Annotated in this window: 11 protein-coding genes; 6 read left to right on the top strand and 5 right to left on the bottom strand. The window is 35.1% G+C overall.

Features of this window, described 5'->3' with window-relative positions:
- Positions 1 to 41 precede the first annotated feature (41 nt).
- The 4 genes from FDM27_RS09500 (at position 42) to guaB (ending at position 4,484) form a co-directional block, all read left to right on the top strand.
- Complete coding sequence (locus FDM27_RS09500) at positions 42 to 905, top strand: hydroxymethylglutaryl-CoA lyase (RefSeq protein ID WP_140486072.1); 864 nt, start codon at positions 42 to 44, stop codon at positions 903 to 905.
- A 68-nt stretch (positions 906 to 973) separates the two neighbouring features.
- Positions 974 to 1,528 carry a hypothetical protein gene (locus tag FDM27_RS09495; protein WP_140486071.1) on the top strand — a complete coding sequence of 185 codons (555 nt, stop codon included), beginning with the start codon at positions 974 to 976 and terminating at the stop codon, positions 1,526 to 1,528.
- Positions 1,528 to 2,928, top strand: a complete 1,401-nt coding sequence (locus FDM27_RS09490; RefSeq protein ID WP_140486070.1) for a DUF5723 family protein — start codon at positions 1,528 to 1,530, stop codon at positions 2,926 to 2,928. Before FDM27_RS09495 ends, FDM27_RS09490 begins: the two co-directional genes overlap by 1 nt.
- Positions 2,929 to 3,011: 83 nt before the next feature.
- Positions 3,012 to 4,484, top strand: coding sequence for an IMP dehydrogenase (guaB, locus tag FDM27_RS09485; RefSeq protein ID WP_071183981.1), 1,473 nt, complete (start codon positions 3,012 to 3,014; stop codon positions 4,482 to 4,484).
- A 79-nt stretch (positions 4,485 to 4,563) separates the two neighbouring features.
- On the opposite strand, the gene FDM27_RS09480 is transcribed toward guaB, so the two are convergent.
- From FDM27_RS09480 to FDM27_RS09460, 5 genes are all read right to left on the bottom strand, one after another.
- A complete protein-coding gene (locus tag FDM27_RS09480; protein ID WP_071183979.1) occupies positions 4,564 to 4,944 on the bottom strand; it encodes a PH domain-containing protein in 381 nt (126 codons plus the stop codon).
- A 39-nt stretch (positions 4,945 to 4,983) separates the two neighbouring features.
- Positions 4,984 to 5,460: a hypothetical protein gene (locus FDM27_RS09475; protein ID WP_071183978.1), complete on the bottom strand. Its 477-nt coding sequence runs from the start codon at positions 5,458 to 5,460 to the stop codon at positions 4,984 to 4,986.
- 211 nt (positions 5,461 to 5,671) lie between these two features.
- Positions 5,672 to 7,360, bottom strand: coding sequence for a dihydroxy-acid dehydratase (gene ilvD / locus FDM27_RS09470; RefSeq protein WP_140486069.1), 1,689 nt, complete (start codon positions 7,358 to 7,360; stop codon positions 5,672 to 5,674).
- A gap of 168 nt (positions 7,361 to 7,528) precedes the next feature.
- Positions 7,529 to 8,452 carry a GYDIA family GHMP kinase gene (locus FDM27_RS09465; protein WP_071183976.1) on the bottom strand — a complete coding sequence of 308 codons (924 nt, stop codon included), beginning with the start codon at positions 8,450 to 8,452 and terminating at the stop codon, positions 7,529 to 7,531.
- A gap of 26 nt (positions 8,453 to 8,478) precedes the next feature.
- The gene (locus FDM27_RS09460) at positions 8,479 to 9,798 is read right to left on the bottom strand and encodes a hydroxymethylglutaryl-CoA reductase, degradative (RefSeq protein WP_140486068.1); all 1,320 of its coding nucleotides are present in this window, start codon (positions 9,796 to 9,798) and stop codon (positions 8,479 to 8,481) included.
- A gap of 180 nt (positions 9,799 to 9,978) precedes the next feature.
- Between FDM27_RS09460 and FDM27_RS09455 the strand changes: the two genes are divergently transcribed.
- Both FDM27_RS09455 and FDM27_RS09450 read left to right on the top strand, forming a co-directional pair.
- Complete coding sequence (locus FDM27_RS09455; RefSeq protein WP_140486067.1) at positions 9,979 to 12,147, top strand: S9 family peptidase; 2,169 nt, start codon at positions 9,979 to 9,981, stop codon at positions 12,145 to 12,147.
- Between the two features lie 99 nt (positions 12,148 to 12,246).
- Positions 12,247 to 14,004, top strand: coding sequence for a peptide MFS transporter (locus tag FDM27_RS09450; RefSeq protein WP_140486066.1), 1,758 nt, complete (start codon positions 12,247 to 12,249; stop codon positions 14,002 to 14,004).
- Positions 14,005 to 14,034 lie beyond the last annotated feature (30 nt).

Raw genomic sequence — 14,034 nt, 5'->3', positions numbered from 1 at the left:
TAAATTTTGCCACTTTGCAAGTTTTAGTATCTTTGAAATCTATGGAACCAATAAAGATTATAGAATGTCCGCGCGATGCCATGCAAGGCATTAAAACATTTATTCCTACCGAAAGGAAAGTGGCATACATTCAATCTTTATTGCGGGTAGGATTTGATACTATCGATTTTGGCAGTTTTGTTTCGCCAAGAGCAGTTCCGCAAATGCAAGATACAGCTGCTGTTCTAGACCAATTGGATTTATCTAAAACCACAAGTAAATTATTAGCTATTATTGCTAATACTCAGGGAGCGAAAACAGCTTCTGAATTCGAGCCCATTCAGTATTTGGGTTTTCCTTTTTCAATTTCTGAAAATTTTCAAATGCGAAATACCCATAAAACCATTGCAGAATCGATTATTAGTTTGGAGGAAATTTTGGAAATTGCCGATAAAAATAATAAAGAAGTTGTAGCTTATTTGTCTATGGGCTTTGGTAATCCTTATGGAGATCCGTGGAATGTGGATATTGTGGGCGAGTGGACTGAAAAATTAGCGGCAATGGGAGTGAAAATACTTTCGCTTTCGGATACTATCGGGAGTTCTACGCCGGAAGTGATTCAATACTTATTTTCGAATTTGATTCCAAAATATCCTCAGATTGAGTTTGGAGCACATTTGCATACTACTTATGATAAATGGTTCGAAAAAATAGAAGCAGCCCATCAGGCGGGTTGCCGTCGATATGATGGTGCCATTCAGGGATTTGGTGGTTGCCCAATGGCAAAAGACGAGTTGACAGGAAATATGCCTACCGAAAAGCTCTTGTCTTACTTCACGGCAAACAAAGAGAATATAGGCTTAAATCCGTTGAGTTTTGAAAGTGCTTACAATGAAGCTTCTAAGTTATTTGGAACTTTTTATTAGTTGTTGTAATTGTAATAAATGTTTATTATTATTCGTTTGCTTAAATTGAAATTTGTGATCAAAAAAAGATGAGAAAATATCATTTTATAAGAGTATTGAGTCTGGCACTTTTTTTAATGTGCTCTTTCTCCTGTTCCAGTGATTTGAATTTTGATCAGGCCAACGATTTGAAATTAACTCCGGTTATTGAGGGAAATTTAAGTTATTTTGATGTTCCCGCAACAGCTTTTGTAGCCGATGATGGTTCAGCCTATCATTGGGATTCTGATGATCAAAACTTTGATGTTTTTAGAGACAAGTATTTTAATAGTTATTTGCAAAAAGCAGATTTCCATTTTGAGATTACCAATACAATTAGCCGAGCTTTTTTGTTGAGTATTGTTTTGTTAGATGATAATAGTAATGCGTTGACAACTATAGCTTTTGATATTCCGGCTTATTCAGCTTCAGCTAATAATGTGGTTACACGAACTGAAGTATTTGAAAATGTCAGACTGGATTTGCTTAAAAGAGCCAGAAAAATGAGATTTTTAGTTGTAATGAAGTCCGGAACAGCTTCAAACCAAAATAGTACAGGAAACTTAGTGTTGCGTTCGAGTGCTACTGTTTATTTGGAAATATAATGAGAAAAAGGCTTTTATTTTTGTTGGTTTTTATCTCTGTTGGTTGTTTTTCTCAAAACAAGCAAATTCTGTATAATTTAACTTCTGTGCCTCAGTCTTTAATGCTGAATCCCGGAGCCGATTTTAAGTACAAATATTATTTTGGTGTTCCTTTGCTTTCCGGAATGTCCTTTAAAGTAGGTTCGACCGGATTTTCAGTTTATGATTTGTTTGCAAATGACGGAGTCGATTTCAATCAGAAGTTGCGAAATGTGGTTTATTCTACAAGCCGAAACGATCATGGAGCTATAAATGAGCAAATCGAGATCTTTAATGGCGGAATTAAACTGGGCGATTGGCTTGAAGACAAAGGGTATCTTTCATTCGGAATGTATCAGGAGTTTGATTTGTTTGCTTATATGCCAAGAGATTTGGCGATTTTAGCCTTAGATGGAAATCAAAATTACATAGGTAAGTCTTTTAACTTAGGCGATTTGAGTATGAAATCCGAATTGGTTTCGGTTTTGCATCTGGGCTATCACAAAAATATTTCCGAAAAGCTGATAGTAGGAGCCAGAGGAAAAATTTATTTCAGTGGATTTAATGCTACTTCTACAAATAATTCAGGTTCGATAATTACTACCAATTCCAATACCACTGTTTATAATCAGGAAATTAATTCCAATTTATCCTTAAATACTTCGGGGATTTCTAAATATATCGACGAAAATTATAATGGAGATGTAGCGACTGATGTTAGAAAACAACTGTTGCTGGGAGGCGATATGGGTTTGGGGTTTGACATTGGATTTACTTATTATCCTAAAAAAAATATCCAGATTACAGGGAGTATTTTAGATGTTGGTTTTATAAATCATGCTAAAGATGTAGAGAATTTTACCTGGAAAGGTTATTATAAATACGAAGGAACCAATCCAAATTTTTCAGGAACAGATGATCCTGATGGTGTTTATGATGATTTTAGAGAAGCCATTCCGTTAGATACTTTGTATAACAAATACACTACCTGGCGACCTGTAAAATTAAATGCTTCCTATCAATATTCGTTTGGAACTTCTACCGATGAAGATTGTGTGTGTACAGCAACCGAAAAACGTTATAAAAATGCTGTAGGAGCACAGTTTTTTATGATGAGTACACCAAGACTTCCCATAACAGCTTTGACGGGTTTTTATCAAAGAAATGTTTCGGATAAATTGCAACTAAAGGCAACCTATACATTGGATTCTTATTCTTATACTAATATAGGATTGGGATTATCGGCAAATCTCGGGAAGTTCAATATGTATTTTATGGCTGATAATTTATTGGAATACCGCGATGTTTCTAAAGCCAATAGTCTTTCGTTTCAGTTTGGATTTAATTTTATTTTCGCAGATAGCAATGAGCCGCATTATTGAGCTTTAAATTAATTGGATTCCGAATTATAGCAAATTCAAAATAATTTGCTATATTTGCACGCAATTCAACTAGAAATTGCAACATGATAGCACACAACTCCAAGATTATCGGCGAAGGTTTAACTTACGATGATGTATTATTAGTTCCTAACTACTCGCAGGTGCTTCCTCGCGAAGTGAGTATCAAAACAAAATTCTCAAGAAACATTACACTTAACGTTCCTATTGTATCTGCTGCTATGGATACAGTTACCGAAAGTTCTATGGCAATTGCTATGGCGCAAGAAGGTGGAATTGGTGTTTTACATAAAAATATGACTATTGAGCAGCAAGCTGCTAAAGTAAGAAAAGTAAAACGTGCCGAATCAGGTATGATTATCGATCCGGTTACTTTGCCTCTTAATGCGACTGTTGCTGATGCAAAAGCGGCAATGAAAGAATTTGGTATTGGCGGAATTCCGGTTGTTGATGAAAATCAAACCTTGAAAGGAATTGTTACTAACCGTGATTTGCGTTTTGAAAAAAATACTACAAGACCTATCATTGAAGTAATGACTAAGGACAACTTAGTTACTGTTGCCGAAGGTACTTCCTTAGAGCAGGCTGAAGTGGTGTTGCAAGGTCATAAAATCGAAAAACTTCCTGTAATTGATAAAGACAATAAATTAGTAGGTTTGATTACATTTAGAGATATTACTAAATTGAATCAAAAACCAAATGCTAACAAAGATAAATACGGGCGTTTGCGCGTAGCTGCTGCCTTAGGAGTTACTGCCGATGCAGTTGAAAGAGCTACGGCTTTAGTAAATGCAGGTGTTGACGCTGTAATTATTGATACTGCTCATGGACATACCAAAGGAGTAGTTGATGTTTTAAAATTAGTTAAGGCACAATTTCCTGACTTAGATGTAATTGTTGGAAATATTGCAACTCCTGAAGCAGCTCAATATTTAGTTCAAAATGGAGCTGACGGAGTAAAAGTAGGAATCGGACCTGGTTCTATTTGTACTACCCGTATTGTGGCTGGTGTTGGATTCCCACAGTTTTCAGCGGTTTTAGAAGTGGCTGCTGCTATCAAAGGTTCAGGTGTTCCTGTAATTGCCGATGGTGGAATTCGTTACACAGGAGATATTCCTAAAGCGATTGCTGCAGGTGCTGATTGTGTGATGTTAGGATCTCTTTTAGCAGGAACTAAAGAATCTCCCGGAGAAACTATCATTTTCGAAGGAAGAAAATTCAAATCATACAGAGGAATGGGTTCTGTTGAAGCAATGCAAACAGGTTCTAAAGATCGTTATTTCCAAGATGTAGAAGATGATGTAAAGAAATTAGTTCCGGAAGGAATCGTTGGTCGTGTGCCTTACAAAGGAGAGTTAAACGAAAGTATGTTACAATTTGTTGGCGGACTTCGTGCCGGAATGGGATACTGTGGTGCTAAAGATATTGCTACTTTGCAGGAAACAGGACGTTTTGTACGTTTGACTTCAAGTGGAATTTCTGAAAGTCATCCTCATAATGTTACGATAACTAAAGAAGCACCAAATTATTCCAGATAATTTTTAAGCTAAAATCATTATAAAAGGGCTGTCTTGAATTAAACTCAGGACAGCCCTTTTTAGTTTTTTAGCAATCTTTTTATTTTAGTACATGAGTAGCTAAAACATTGTGGACATCATATACATTAACCGATTTGTTGAATTGTTTTTTAATGCTGGGATGTTGTTCGCTGGAAATCCAGATTTTCAATTCGGCTTCCAAATCAAAAGTTCCGGCAGTTTCTATGCTAAATCGGGAAATGTTTTTATACGAAATAGATTGGTACTCAATTTTATTGCCTGTCAGCCCCTGTTTGTCAACCAGAATAAGCCTTTTATTGGTAAAAATAAACGTATCTCTAATTAGTTTAAAACCTAATTCAATTTCTTCGCCATTAATCAATAGCTTTCCGTAATCTTTTTGTAAATCTTCCTGGCTAACCGTTCCGGCGTTTCCAAGTAATGCTGAAAATAATCCCATGATATTTTTTAGTTGTTAATTTATTTGAAAATTTATTTTTTAGTTTTTTTTTGGTTTTTCTTTCGCTTTTAGTCCAACAGGGATTTTTAAATCACCTGTATCATACATATTGATATATATGTCGAGTGTGTCTTTACTACCAATTTCAGTTATTCTGTACCTGTCAAGCATGCCGATATTGCTAAAGCCATTTGGTGTTTTAAATGCACAACAACTCCCAGCTCTGTAGTAGGTCATCTTTTTATCATTTGGGCCAAATAAGGCGTTTAAAAATCTTCTTTCGTTTCTGGGGCCGCTGTTTTCCCGTGCACCACCCACTTTTATGGGGTTTGATTTGTCATATCCGTATGTTTTGTCAACAGCTGTTTCGGTTAATAAATAGGTATCATCATTGATGTATTCGACTGTTTTTGTTCGGGTGTCTCCAATACCTTTATCTGTATCTACTGTGTTTAGCTGTTTTTTTGTTGTGCATCCTATTAACGCAAACATTCCTAAAATAATTATTTTTTTCATGTTAAAAGATTATTTTGTTTGAATTGGTTTAAAAGAACTACAGCTAGGGTTTTCAAATATAATAAAATAGTTATTTTAGAGTAGGAAAAGTTTTTGTTTTTATTTGAAACCTTAGAGCATAAAAAAACCTCGTTTCTACTCATAATGAGAAAAACGAGGTTTGTTATTTTAAAAGATTGAGGTTTTAAGATTTCAATCTTTTTTTAGAATATTATAAATCATATTTCAAAACAGCGCCATTACTGGCATTAGTAACTAAGGAACGGTATTGTCCTAACCATTTTGAATTTAATTCTTTTTTTAGCGGAACAAATTCTGCTTTTCTTTTTGCGATTTCTTCGTCTGTTAAATTTACAGATAAGATGTATTGATCTACGTCGATATGGATTTCGTCTCCGTCTTTTAGTAAACCAATCATTCCACCTTCGGCAGCTTCAGGAGATACGTGACCGATAGATGCTCCTCTGGTAGCACCACTAAAACGACCGTCAGTAATTAATGCTACTGAATTCCCTAGTCCCATTCCCATAATTAATGAAGTTGGTGCCAGCATTTCCTGCATTCCCGGGCCTCCTTTTGGACCTTCGTAACGTATAACAACTACATTACCTGCTTTTACTTTTCCGCCCAGAATTCCTTCTATAGCTTCCGGCTGTCCGTCAAAACAAACTGCCTTACCAGTAAATACTCGGTCTCCTGTAATTCCAGCCGTTTTAATAACTGCACCTTGCTCGGCTAAATTACCATATAAAACAGCTAAACCACCTACTTGAGAATATGGATTGTCAATTGTGTGGATAATATTAGTGTCTTTGATATAAGCGTCTTTGATTTTTTCTAAGATGGTTTCTCCTGTAATGGTAAGGTTGTCTAACAAAATATCATCACCTCTTTTAGTCATTTCTTTCATCACTGCATTTACACCACCGGCAGTATTAATATCTTCCATATGAACAGTTGATAAACTCGGAGAAATTTTAGCTATGTGAGAAACTCTTTTGGAAATTTTATTGATGTCTTCCAAGTTAAAATCAACATCAGCTTCTTTAGCAATAGCAAGCATGTGTAAAACCGTATTCGAACTTCCTCCCATTGCCATATCTACAGCAAAAGCATTTCTTACGGCATTTTCGTTAAGGATATTTCTCAGTTTGAATTTTTCAGTTTTAGCGCTGTCTTTTGCAATTTCGCAGATTCTTCTAGCCGCTTGTCTGTACAATTCTTCACGTTCTTTAGTCAAAGCTAGGATCGTTCCGTTTCCTGGAAGTGCAATTCCCATAGCTTCCATTAAGGTATTCATGGAGTTTGCTGTAAACATTCCGGAACAACTTCCTCCACTAGGACAGGCATTGCACTCGATGTCTTTTAATTCCTCATCGGTTATTTCTCCTAATTCGTGTTTTCCAACTGCTTCAAAAGCTGTAGCCAAATCGATAGGCACACCATCTTTAGTATGTCCTTTTTTCATTGGTCCACCACTTACAAAAATGGTTGGAACATCTACTCTCAAAGCTCCCATAATCATTCCGGGAACAATTTTATCACAGTTAGGAATAGCAATCATAGCGTCTAACTTATGCGCATTCATTACTGTTTCGATAGAGTTTGCAATGATTTCTCTTGAAGGCAAAGAAAAAAGCATTCCATCGTGACCCATTGCAATACCGTCATCTACACCAATTGTATTGAATTCAAATGGTACACAACCATTGGCTTTGATTTCTTCTTTGATCACTCTGGAAACTCTGTCCAAAAAAAAGTGTCCCGGAATAATTTCGATATAAGAATTGGCAACACCAATAAATGGTTTGTCAAAATCCTCGTCAACTAATCCTGTTGCTCTAAATAATGATCTATGCGGGGTTCTTTGATGTCCTTTTTTTACTTCATCACTTCTCATGCTATGTCTTTTTGTGTAATTATTTTTTTTTCGGGCTCAAAGATAGCTATTCTTATACTTTATTAAAAAAGTATCTTGGATTATATCGGATATGAAATGGTAACTTTGATGGCTGTTTTAATGATTCGTTGACTGAAATTGTTTTTGATGCTTTCCGCCAATGTTGTGTTATTCTAATATCATGTCTTTATACGGAATAATCGTGCTAAAGCCTTTAGATGTAAAATAAGTAACAGGACTTACTTCAGAAACTACCATGATAAAATCACCGCCCCAGGCACCTAAGCTTTTTATTTCGCCCATAAAATCAGAAAAGAGATTTTCTTTGACAGTTACCGTTTCTAAAATGTGACTCATTGTAGCTTCATGTTTAGCCATAGCATGAGCCAATGCCGTTTCGGTCTTAGCATGAATGATTTCATGAGTTAGTTTGTCTATTTTAGCAACATCTTTTTCGATGTCACTAGACTTGTTGTTTTGGTATTTGGCTATAGCCGTTTTGCTGCTTTGTTTTTTGTTCAAATACACAAAGTAAATATTGTCCTTAAAATTGGGGTTAAAACTGATGGTTTCCACCTTTGGTTTGCCGTGTTTTAATTGGTATGTAATTGGGCTGTTATTTTGTGCACAGGCAATGTCATAACCGCTTCCTCCAAAACTATTATTCAATAATTCGAAAGCATCAATTTTGAGCCATTGCGCCATATTGTTGATAAGGGTAGAAGAAGTACCTAACCCCCATTTTTTTGGAAAAGTTAATTCGGTACTTATTTTATATCCTTTTTCCTGATTTAGAAACACAGGATTTAAAAGATACGCCTGGTGTAGAATCTGGATTAAAGTGTTTTTTATAGATTCAATTTCGATATTTTTTGGCTCTTTTATTTCTGAAAAAAGAATTTCTTCTTCAAACCAAATGCTTCCATCTGCATCATAACTGGTCCATTTTATTTCCTGATAGTCGCCTTCTTCAATAATTAAATTTTGTCCAAATTTAGTTGGTAATGCTAATGCTTTAGCGCCGTCTAATACTAAATATTCAGCGGTAATTAATAATTTTCCGTTGCTGTAAAATGTTTTTTTTGTATCCATTTTCGAATTGAATTAAAATCGCTGTGCTATTGTTTTCTGATACTTTCAATAAAATTGACGACTCCGCTGTGCGATACCACATGATTTTTAAAGTGTTTTTGTACCAAATGACGTTCTTCGGCGGTGGCTTCAAATTGGTTCAAAATATTATTCAGATGCATTTTCATATGTCCATCCTGAATTCCTGTTGTAGTTAACGAACGTAATGCAGCAAAATTTTGTGCCAATCCTGCAACAGCAACAATTTCCATTAATTCTCCGGCAGATGGATTTTCGAGCATTTCCAATGAAAGTTTAACCAAAGGATGCAAACTCGTTAATCCTCCTACAGTTCCTAATGCTAAAGGGACTTCGAGCCAAAAACTAAAAATTCCGTTTTCTATTTTGGCGTGAGACAAACTGCTGTATTGACCGGCTTTGGCAGCATAAGCATGAACTCCGGCTTCTACGGCTCTAAAATCATTTCCGGTGGCTAAGATTACGGCATCAATACCGTTCATGATGCCTTTGTTGTGTGTTACAGCGCGAAAAGGTTCGACTTCGGCAATTTGAACTGCCTGAACAAAACGTTCTGCAAAAGCTTGTGGATTATCGATGTGTTTTTCGGCTAAGTCTTCTATTGGACAAGAAACTTCGGCTCTCACGATACAATTTGGAACATAGTTCGAAAGAATACTCATCACTACTTCGATATTTTTCTCTTCCTCGGTAAAGATTTCGTATGCCTGAGCTTCTGATTTTAAGATATTGGCAAACTGCTCTAAGCAGGAGTTGATAAAATTAGCTCCCATGCTGTCTTTAGTTTCAAAAGTAGCATGAAGTTGGAAATAATTGGACAATAAAGCGGTTTTGTCTTCCAGTGTAATGTTTAGAATTCCACCACCACGTTGTTGCATATTTTTGGTCAAATGTTCTGTTTCTGAGAAAAATTTAGCTTTGGTTTGAACAAAAAATAATTCCAGTTTAGAAACATCTCCTTTGTACATAAAATGTACCTGACCGATTTTTTCGGTATTGATTACCGTAGTTCTAAAACCGCCTCTGCTTGCCCAAAATTTAGCCGATTTAGAAGCAGCAGCAACAACAGAGCTTTCTTCGATAGCCATTGGAATCGTATGGTATTTTCCGTTGATAAGGAAATTAGGAGCAACACCCAGTGGAATATAGAAATTACTAATAGTGTTTTCTATAAATTCATCGTGTAGTTTTTGGAGTTTTTCGTCGCTGTTCCAGTATTTTTTTAATAATTGGATGGCATTTTCCGGATTTGAAAAATAGGCTGAGACTATCCAGTTTATTTTTTCTTCTTTCGATAATTTAGAGAATCCTGCTACGGCTTTGTTCATTTTCAGTGGATTATAGTGTAATGAGGCGCAAAGATACGTTTTCAGCTTTTTATTTGCCATTAATTTAGTGTCAATAATAAGATATATTGTTAATTTACCAACTGCATTTAGATGAATTAAATGTGAGATAATTGTGATTTTTTTATTAACATTGAATGTGTTTAATTTAGTCTTTGAATTATGAATTATAAGTTGCTGCCTTTGGTTTTGTTTTTGTTGACACTGAGTGTTTCTGGACAACAAAAAATAACAGTTGAATCTATTTATCGCGGAATGTTTCGAACTCAGGATATGGATGAGTTGCATTCGTTAAAAAAAACCAATCAATATACGGTTTTGAATTACAATCAGGCGGCACAGTCCACACATATTGATTTGTTTGATTTTGCTACTTTGCAAAAAACAGCCACCATTATCGATACTAAAGATCATAAAGACATGCCAACGATTGACAGTTATACTTTTGACTCGAATGAAAAAATGCTTTTATTGGCTTGCAATTCTTCCCCTATTTACCGTCGTTCCTCAACTGCTGATTATTATTTGTATGATATTTCGAAAAAAGAATTGACACTATTATTCGACTTCCAAATTCAGGAAGCTACTTTTTCACCTGATGGAGCGAAGATTGCTTTTGTCCGAGAAAATAATTTATATGTATATGATATAGCATCAAAAACAACAAGCCAGATTACGACTGATGGGAAGAAAAATGTCATTATTAACGGAATTTGTGATTGGGTTTATGAGGAAGAATTTGAATTTGTACGCGCTTTTGATTGGTCTGCTGACAGCAAAAAGATAGCTTACATTCGATTTGACGAATCACAAGTGCCTGAATTTTCAATGAATATTTTTGGTCAACAATTGTATCCTGTTAATCAGACTTTTAAATATCCAAAAGCAGGAGAGAAAAATTCGGAAGTGTCTTTGCATATTTTTGATGTAGTTTCGAAAGATTCTAAAACGGTGGATTTGAGCAATTATTCCGATTTTTATATTGCCCGAATGCGATGGACTAATGATGCCAATGTGTTGTCAGCTCAGATTTTAAATCGTCATCAGGATAATTTAGACTTACTTTTTATTGATGGAAATTCAGCTGCTAAAAAAGTGGTTTTGAATGAAAAAGACAAAGCTTATGTTGGCATAACTAATAACCTTACTTTTCTAAAAGACAACAGTTTTATCTGGACTAGTGAAAAAGATGGATTCAATCATATTTACTATTATGATAAAACGGGGAAATTAAAAAATCAAGTAACCAAAGGGAATTGGGAAGTGACTGCTTTTTATGGTTTGGACGAAAAAACCAATACTATTTTTTATCAATCAACCGAAAATGGTTCAATTAACCGAGGTGTTTATAAAATAGGATTGAAAGGCAATAAAAAAGTGGCATTGTCTAATCAATTAGGAACTAATGAAGCGACTTTCAGTCCAAATTTTGATTACTATATTCGGACTTTTTCCAGTGCGAGTCAGCCTACAACTTACACTTTAAACGAAGTAAAATCAGCAAAAGAATTAAAAGTAATTGAAAATAATGCTGCTTTATCCAATTCTTTAAAAGGATTTAATTTACCAACAAAAGAGTTTTTTGTTCTAAAAACAGACAAAGGCAACGAATTGAATGCCTGGATTATCAAGCCGAAAGATTTTGACGCTTCTAGAAAGTATCCTGTTTTTATGACGCAATATTCCGGGCCGGGTTCACAACAAGTGGCTAATAAATGGAATTCTCTGGATGATTATTGGTGTTTAATGCTTTCGCAAGAGGGGTACATCATCGTTTGTGTGGACGGTAGAGGAACCGGTTATAAAGGTGCCGAATTTAAGAAAGTAACGCAATTACAACTAGGGAAATACGAAGTGGAAGATCAGATTGATGCGGCAAAAGTTATTGGGAATTATCCTTATGTTGACAAATCCAGAATTGGAATTTTTGGTTGGTCTTATGGCGGATTTATGGCTTCGAATTGTATTTTGAAAGGAAATGACATTTTTAAAATGGCAATTGCCGTAGCTCCGGTTACCAATTGGCGCTTTTATGATTCGGTTTATACCGAAAGATATATGCACACTCCACAGGAAAATGCTAGTGGTTATGATGATAATTCGCCAATTAATTTTGCAAATCGCTTAAAGGGAAAATACCTTTTGATTCATGGTAGTGCCGATGATAATGTGCATGTTCAAAATTCGATGGAAATGATGAATGCCTTGATTAAGTCCAATAAACAATTTGATTCCCAAATTTATCCCGATTGCAATCACGGGATTTACGGTGGAATGACCCGAATTCAATTGTTTAATAAGATGACTAATTTTATAAAGGAAAATCTATAATTCAAATTAAGAAGTTAGAATTTTAGAAGTATATTTGGATTAGAATTTTTAATTCCCCAAAATTACCATTAGAAATACCAACCCACTAACATCTCATTTATGAATCAGGATACTCAAGATAATTTTTTTAAAAGCACCGTTTTAGGACATCCTGCGGGATTATTTGTATTGTTTTTTACTGAAATGTGGGAACGGTTTTCATTCTACGGAATGCGGGTATTGTTGATTTTGTTTTTGACAGCTTCTGTTTCAGGAGTAAATCCGGGTTGGGGATGGAATGCCGAAAACGCAGGAGCTTTATACGGAACTTACGCTTTGCTTTTATATATCACTCCTATTTTTGGAGGAATTATAGCTGATAGATACATTGGTTACAGTTGGGCTGTTGTTGTGGGTTCTATTATCATGACTTTAGGACATGTTGCTATGTTTCTGGATACTCCTTTTATGTTGTATTTAGGTTTGGGATTGTTAGTAATTGGAACCGGTTTTTTTAAACCCAATATGACTTCGATATTATCCGAAATGTATAAAGCTTTTCCAGAGAAAAAAGATGGTGCTTATACTATTTTTTATATGGGAGTTAATGCAGGAGCTTTTTTTGGAATGATGCTTTGTGGTTATTTGGCTTCTAATTTAGGTTGGCGCTGGGGATTTGGTTTAGCGGGTGTTTTTATGCTTTTAGGAACTTTACAGTTTTGGATGGCAAAGCCATTATTTGGAGGTATTGGTGATGTTCCTTCGAAAGAAAAAAGAGAAGCAGCTGTGGCAAAATCAAGACTTTTGAATGATCCTGATGACAAACCAAATCCTTTTACAACTATAGATTATGCTTTGATAGTATTTTCTACTGTAATTGGTTTGTTGTATGCTTTTAATGATCCGCTTTCTAAAATTGGTGGAATCAATTTGTTTCCTTTTACAGTGAATGGACTTGATGGTTCTATTTTTGTAATTCTTGTTGGCTTATTATTGTTTTTATATTTAGTTATCTCGCGTTTGTTGCGCTATACCACAGTTGTTAGAGATCGAATGATTGCCGTGATTGTTTTTGCATTCTTTACTATCTTTTTCTGGATGTCTTTTGAACAGGCAGCATCTTCTTTAGTGCTTTTTGCAAGAGACAATGTGGATAGAAGTTTAGAAGGAACTTCTTTGACGGTTTTTAATTCCATCAATACTTTGTTAACTGTAGTTCCGTTAATTATTATTTCGGTGGTTCTATTTTTATTGGCTAAGCAAACCTGGAAAAAGATAACCATATCTAACATTGTATTAGCGATTACTTTTTTAATGGTTTGGGGTATTTCGATTTGGATGCTGAATAATGAATTTAGCAAAGAAGCTTCTGAGATTGACCCGAGTTGGTTCTCGATTTTGAATTCCTTTTTTATTATTGCTTTGGCATCTACCGTTTCTAAACTTTGGGATAGTAAGTACAATCCGCCAGCTTCGGCTAAGTATGGTTTGGGATTAATTATTATGGCTATTGGATTTGGATTGTTGGCTTATGGATCTTATGGGATAAGTACGGGCGTAAAAGTGTCGATGATTTGGTTGGTGTTGGCTTATTTATTTCATACTATTGGGGAATTGTTTTTATCTCCTGTAGGATTGTCGTATGTTTCTAAATTAGTTCCTGCCCGTATGGTTGCTTTTATGTTTGGTATGTGGTATTTGGCCATTGCAATAGGTAGTAAATTGGCAGCAGTTTTGGGAGGACAAATCGAGAATATTACTAATACTTATTCGTTGTCAACTTTCTTTTTAATATTTACTGTAGTGCCTTCTGTTGCAGGACTAATAGTGATAGCATTAAATCCTCTTATGAAAAAGTTAATGCACGGTGTGAAATAAAATTTAGGTATTATATTTGTTGTGAATTCG

Source organism: Flavobacterium sp. GSA192, from assembly GCF_006386525.1.
GTDB lineage: Bacteria > Bacteroidota > Bacteroidia > Flavobacteriales > Flavobacteriaceae > Flavobacterium > Flavobacterium commune.
Note: the sequence above shows the minus strand (reverse complement) of the source record. Positions and strands in the feature narration are given on the sequence as shown.

Excerpts from the sequence above, each read along its gene's own strand:
- FDM27_RS09500 (WP_140486072.1), top strand. The coding sequence starts at position 42 with ATGGAACCAATAAAGATTATAGAATGTCCGCGCGATGCCATGCAAGGC.
- FDM27_RS09460 (WP_140486068.1), bottom strand. The coding sequence starts at position 9,798 with ATGAACAAAGCCGTAGCAGGATTCTCTAAATTATCGAAAGAAGAAAAA.
- FDM27_RS09455 (WP_140486067.1), top strand. The coding sequence starts at position 9,979 with ATGAATTATAAGTTGCTGCCTTTGGTTTTGTTTTTGTTGACACTGAGT.
- guaB (WP_071183981.1), top strand. The coding sequence starts at position 3,012 with ATGATAGCACACAACTCCAAGATTATCGGCGAAGGTTTAACTTACGAT.
- ilvD (WP_140486069.1), bottom strand. The coding sequence starts at position 7,360 with ATGAGAAGTGATGAAGTAAAAAAAGGACATCAAAGAACCCCGCATAGA.
- FDM27_RS09480 (WP_071183979.1), bottom strand. The coding sequence starts at position 4,944 with ATGGGATTATTTTCAGCATTACTTGGAAACGCCGGAACGGTTAGCCAG.
- FDM27_RS09490 (WP_140486070.1), top strand. The coding sequence starts at position 1,528 with ATGAGAAAAAGGCTTTTATTTTTGTTGGTTTTTATCTCTGTTGGTTGT.
- FDM27_RS09495 (WP_140486071.1), top strand. The coding sequence starts at position 974 with ATGAGAAAATATCATTTTATAAGAGTATTGAGTCTGGCACTTTTTTTA.
- FDM27_RS09475 (WP_071183978.1), bottom strand. The coding sequence starts at position 5,460 with ATGAAAAAAATAATTATTTTAGGAATGTTTGCGTTAATAGGATGCACA.
- FDM27_RS09465 (WP_071183976.1), bottom strand. The coding sequence starts at position 8,452 with ATGGATACAAAAAAAACATTTTACAGCAACGGAAAATTATTAATTACC.
- FDM27_RS09450 (WP_140486066.1), top strand. The coding sequence starts at position 12,247 with ATGAATCAGGATACTCAAGATAATTTTTTTAAAAGCACCGTTTTAGGA.